The following is a 4,220-nucleotide window of genomic DNA, read 5'->3' on the forward strand; positions in this document are numbered from 1 at the left end:
CGGTAGCCGTCCTGGTGTGGCTGCTTTCGTGGGCGTGGCTCAACCACCAGTGGAACGAGCGCAGGCTGGACTTCGGGCGGGTTGTTGTGTGGACGGTCATCCTCATCGCGCTGGGCTTCCTCGGGACCTTCCCGCCCGTTTTCGAAATGTTTGAGTGAGCCCCATCCATCGGCACCAGAGGTACCCCGCCCCCGGATCCGAATGGAGGTCTGCGGCGACCCACGCCGCAGACCTCTACTTGCGCTTCATGTACCGTCCGGGCGAGGGGGCTCGTCGGGCAGGTCGACGACGTCGTGAATCCCGTGCTGGAGGGCGTAGACGGCCGCCTGCGCGCGGTTGGCAACCCCCAGCTTATCGAGAATGACCGTCACGTGGTTGCGCACGGTCTTCTCGCTCAAGCCCAGCGCTGCCGCAATTTGGTCGTTGTCGTGACCCCGTGCGATGAGGGCCAGCACCTGCTGCTCGCGTACCGTCAGGCTCTCAAAGGCCTGGCGCCGCTGGAGCCTTGCCTGCTGGCGCACGCGCGAAAGCAACGTGCGGGTCACGCCCGGATCCAGGGCCCCCCCGCCCTGGCTGATGCTGCGCAAGGCCTGAAGGAGACCGGCTCCCTCCAGCTGCTTGAGCACGTACCCGTCGGCCCCTGCTTCCACCGCCGAAAGCACGAGTTCTTCGCTATCGTAGGCCGTCAGCATCAGCACCCTGATATCGGGCCACCGGCGCTTGATCTCCCGGCACACTTCAATCCCGCTCCGGTCCGGGAGCCTTACGTCCATCGCCACGATGTCGGGTTTCAGCCGCTCAACGGCCTCGAGCGCCTGGGCTCCGTTGGCAGCCTCGCCCACCACGCATATGCCCTCTTCACCCTCCAGCAGCAGCCGCAGGCCCAGCCGGATCAGCTCGTGGTCATCGACCACGACCACCCGCAGGCAGCTCATGCCGGCTCCTCCCACGGGACGTCCAGCACCACTTCCGTACCCCTTCCCGGTGCCGAACGAACAGCGATCGTCCCCCCCAGAAGGCGGGCTCGCTCGTGCATGTTCTCAAGGCCGCGCCCCTGCTTCACGCCTCCCCGGAGGCCGACCCCGTCATCCCGAACGCGCAACTTGAGCCGCCCGTCCTGGACCCGCGCCTCGATCCAGACGCGGCGGGCTTTCGAATGGCGTGCCACGTTGCTCAACGCCTCGGCCGCCACCAGGTAGACGTGGCCATCGCGCCGGGCGTCCTTCGACCTGTCGGGCAGGTCGATGTCCGAGGTCACATCAGCAAAGGCTTCGAGCCCCAGCGTATGGGTCAGGCGGCGCAACCGGCTGGCGAGGGACTCCGGTACGTCGCCGGGCTGCAGGTCGGAGACATAGCCGCGGATATCGGCAATGGCCTCGTCCAGGACCTGGATGGCCCGCGCCAGATAGCCGCCTTCGGGGCGCCCCACCGGCATGCCGTTTTGAAGGGCTTGAAGCAGAAGACCGGCGGAGTACACCCGCTGGAGCGTTCGGTCGTGCAGGTCGCGGCCGATGCGTTCCCGTTCGGCACTGATAAGCCTTGCCTTTTCCATGTCGTCCATGAGGCGGTCGAGTTCACGGTGGAGGGCCTCGATGGACCGGATCACGGCCACCAGCAGAATGGCCCCCAGCGCCGACCGCCACACCGGCACCGGAACCCCCACCCATTGGGCCAGCCGGGCCTGGTTGATGACGGTGGCCGGAAAGAAGTTCGCCTGCGGAACGACGAGGCCGCCCAGCACGCCATACCCCGCCAGGGCGAACGCCGCCCAGCGAAGCGCCGGGGTGATCGAGGCGGAGCCGGGCGACCTCCCGGAAGCTTGAGCCTGGCGGTAAAGCGCCCAGGCGCTGACAAACGCGCCGGGTGCGCCCAGCATGTAACGGGCGGCGGCCTCGGCGATGCGACGCCAGGTATCCAGGTCGCCGGCCAGCGAGAGCCCCAGCCAGAACGGGCCCACCGCCCACGCTGTCAGCAGGACCACGGTCAGGGGATGAACCGGGCCGCCCGAACGGGACCGGCTGAACGCTACGGAAAGCCCGAATTGCAGCAGGCAGGCGAAGGAGACGGCCAGCAACACGAGCTGAAGCGCCCTGAGCAGGGCCACGAAAGGGGCGGGCAGGTAAGTCGCCTGGATCGGAATGAAGACGAGGCCCCACTCGTGGGCCCCGTGGGTCAGCCCGAAAGCGGCCAGCCACGGCACGCTGCGCGCCAGCCGGAGCGAACTGTGCCGGCGGTACTGCAGGGCCAGGGCCACGCCCATCAGTACGAACACTTCGCCGTACGTTGCGTTGACGATGACCTCATTGACTTCGAAAAACGCTCGAATGCGTTCCGCCAGCACCCGACTTCGCGCCCCCCGGTCTACGCCCTCATGTTATCACGCAGGCGCCGCTCGGGCGCCGTTCGCCGGGGTTCCAGAAGGGCTGGATGTCCGAGCTGCTGACCGAAGGCTGCCCCCTGTACGCCCTGCGGAGCGCCCTTATCCCCTTCCCACCCTTAGAGGTCCGACCTCTTCAGCCGGAGGCTGTATGCAAAGGAGGCGTGCCCTTCGGGCACGGCGGCCGACAGGTCGAGCCGCCACCCTCCTGCGGCCAGCCAGTGGGCGGAAAACGGGCTGACCCGAAGCACGATCTCTTCGTACGCAGGGCGCTGCGAGCTCACCAGAACGCCGCCCGCGAGGCCCGCGTCCGCCGGCAGCCCCGGGCCAAACCCCTCCATGCGGGTCTCCACCACCCGCAGCCTCTGCCCTTCGACCTGGAAGACCGAGACCACCCGGACGCGCTCGGACGAGTGGGTAAAACCCAGCTCCACCCGCTCACCCTGACGGACCGGTACCGCCAGGATGCTCCGCCCGGCTTCGTCCGTCACGGTGAGCACAAGGGGCTCCGACCCGCGCGACAACCCGAAGGCGAGCGCCGCCGCAGCCAACAGCGCCCCGAGGAGAAGATAGCGGTACACGCCTCTCACTTGACACCTCGCCCCGACGCGGTTACCGACACGGCCGCTTCCCGGCGCATCCGCAGCCACTGGGAGAGAAACGCCGACAGGTACAGCGTCCCGCCCGCGAGGTCGGTGACAAGCCCCGGCTTCAACAGCGTGAAGGCCGCTGTCAGCAGCATCATCCGTTCGTAAACCCTCGCCCGCGTCAGCAGGTAGCCCTGGGTACCCGCCGCGAAGGCGAACATCCCCACCAGCGCCGTCCCGACTACGTGGATCCCCTCCCAGACGCTGTCGACGCCGACCAGGAGCAGTTCGGGGTTCAGGATGAAAAAGAACGGGAGAATGGCCGTACGCATGTCGTAGATGAACCCCTGGATCCCCGTTTGAATGGGGTTGCTCCTTGCAATAGCGCTCGCTGCGTACGCCGCCAACCCGACAGGCGGCGTGTCGTCTGCGAGGATTCCGAAGAAGAAGACGAACATGTGCGCGGCGATGGGAGGCAGGTCCGGGACCAGCAGCAGCAGCGCCGGGGCCGTGAGGGTCGCCATCACCACGTAGTTTGCCGTCGTGGGCAGGCCCATTCCGAGAATCAGGGAGGTGGCCGCGATGATGAGGAGCATGAGAAGCAGCTGACCCTGGGCCAGGACGTCGACGATCTCCGCCAGGCGCAGCCCGAGCCCGGTCAAGGTCACGATCCCCACCACGATGCCGGCCGTTGCAGTCGCCACGCCGATGGTTACCATGTTGCGGGCGCCTAGCTCCAGCCCCCGAACGAGACGCCGCAATCCGTCCCACACGACCTCTTTCAAACGCCCCGCCTCTCGCCGCCTCCACTTCCGGTAAGCCCACCGCACGGGCCCCTGCAGCATCATGATGGCGACGAGAAGGAGGATGCTCTGAAACGCAGCGGTAATTGGCGTCAACCGCAGCACCACGAGGCTGTAGATGAGCACCCCCAGGGGAATGAGGTAATGAACGCCGCTGAGAAAGGTGGTCAGGGGATCCGGAAGCTCCGCGCGCGACACCCCCTGGATGCCGAGCTTCAAAGCCTCCAGATGGGTGATGTAAAACAGAGCGATGTAGCTCAACAGCGCCGGGACGGCGGCTGCCGTGATGACGTTGAAGTACGAGGTCCCCAGAAACTCGGCCATGATGAAGGCGGCGGCGCCCATGATGGGCGGCATGAGCTGGCCGTTGGTGGAGGCGGCCACCTCCACGGCGCCGGCTTTCTCGGGCGGGTATCCCACGCGGCGCATGAGGGGGATGGTGAAGGTTCCGCT

Annotated in this window: 4 protein-coding genes; all 4 read right to left on the bottom strand. The window is 67.2% G+C overall.

Translation table 11 applies throughout. The features are described 5' to 3' along the window. Positions 1–245: 245 nt before the first annotated feature. Positions 246–935, bottom strand: coding sequence for a response regulator transcription factor (locus AB1609_16965; protein MEW6048138.1), 690 nt, complete (start codon positions 933–935; stop codon positions 246–248). Next, the gene (locus tag AB1609_16970; GenBank protein ID MEW6048139.1) at positions 932–2,341 is read right to left on the bottom strand and encodes a sensor histidine kinase; all 1,410 of its coding nucleotides are present in this window, start codon (positions 2,339–2,341) and stop codon (positions 932–934) included. Before AB1609_16970 ends, AB1609_16965 begins: the two co-directional genes overlap by 4 nt. A 155-nt stretch (positions 2,342–2,496) precedes the next feature. Then, positions 2,497–2,967, bottom strand: coding sequence for a DUF1850 domain-containing protein (locus AB1609_16975; GenBank protein MEW6048140.1), 471 nt, complete (start codon positions 2,965–2,967; stop codon positions 2,497–2,499). Next, a partial coding sequence (locus AB1609_16980) for a TRAP transporter fused permease subunit (protein ID MEW6048141.1) occupies positions 2,964–4,220 on the bottom strand: 1,257 nt, incomplete at its 5' end. The genes AB1609_16980 and AB1609_16975, both read right to left, overlap by 4 nt.

The sequence above is a fragment of the Bacillota bacterium genome, from assembly GCA_040754675.1.
In the GTDB taxonomy this organism is placed as follows: domain Bacteria; phylum Bacillota; class Limnochordia; order Limnochordales; family Geochordaceae; genus Geochorda.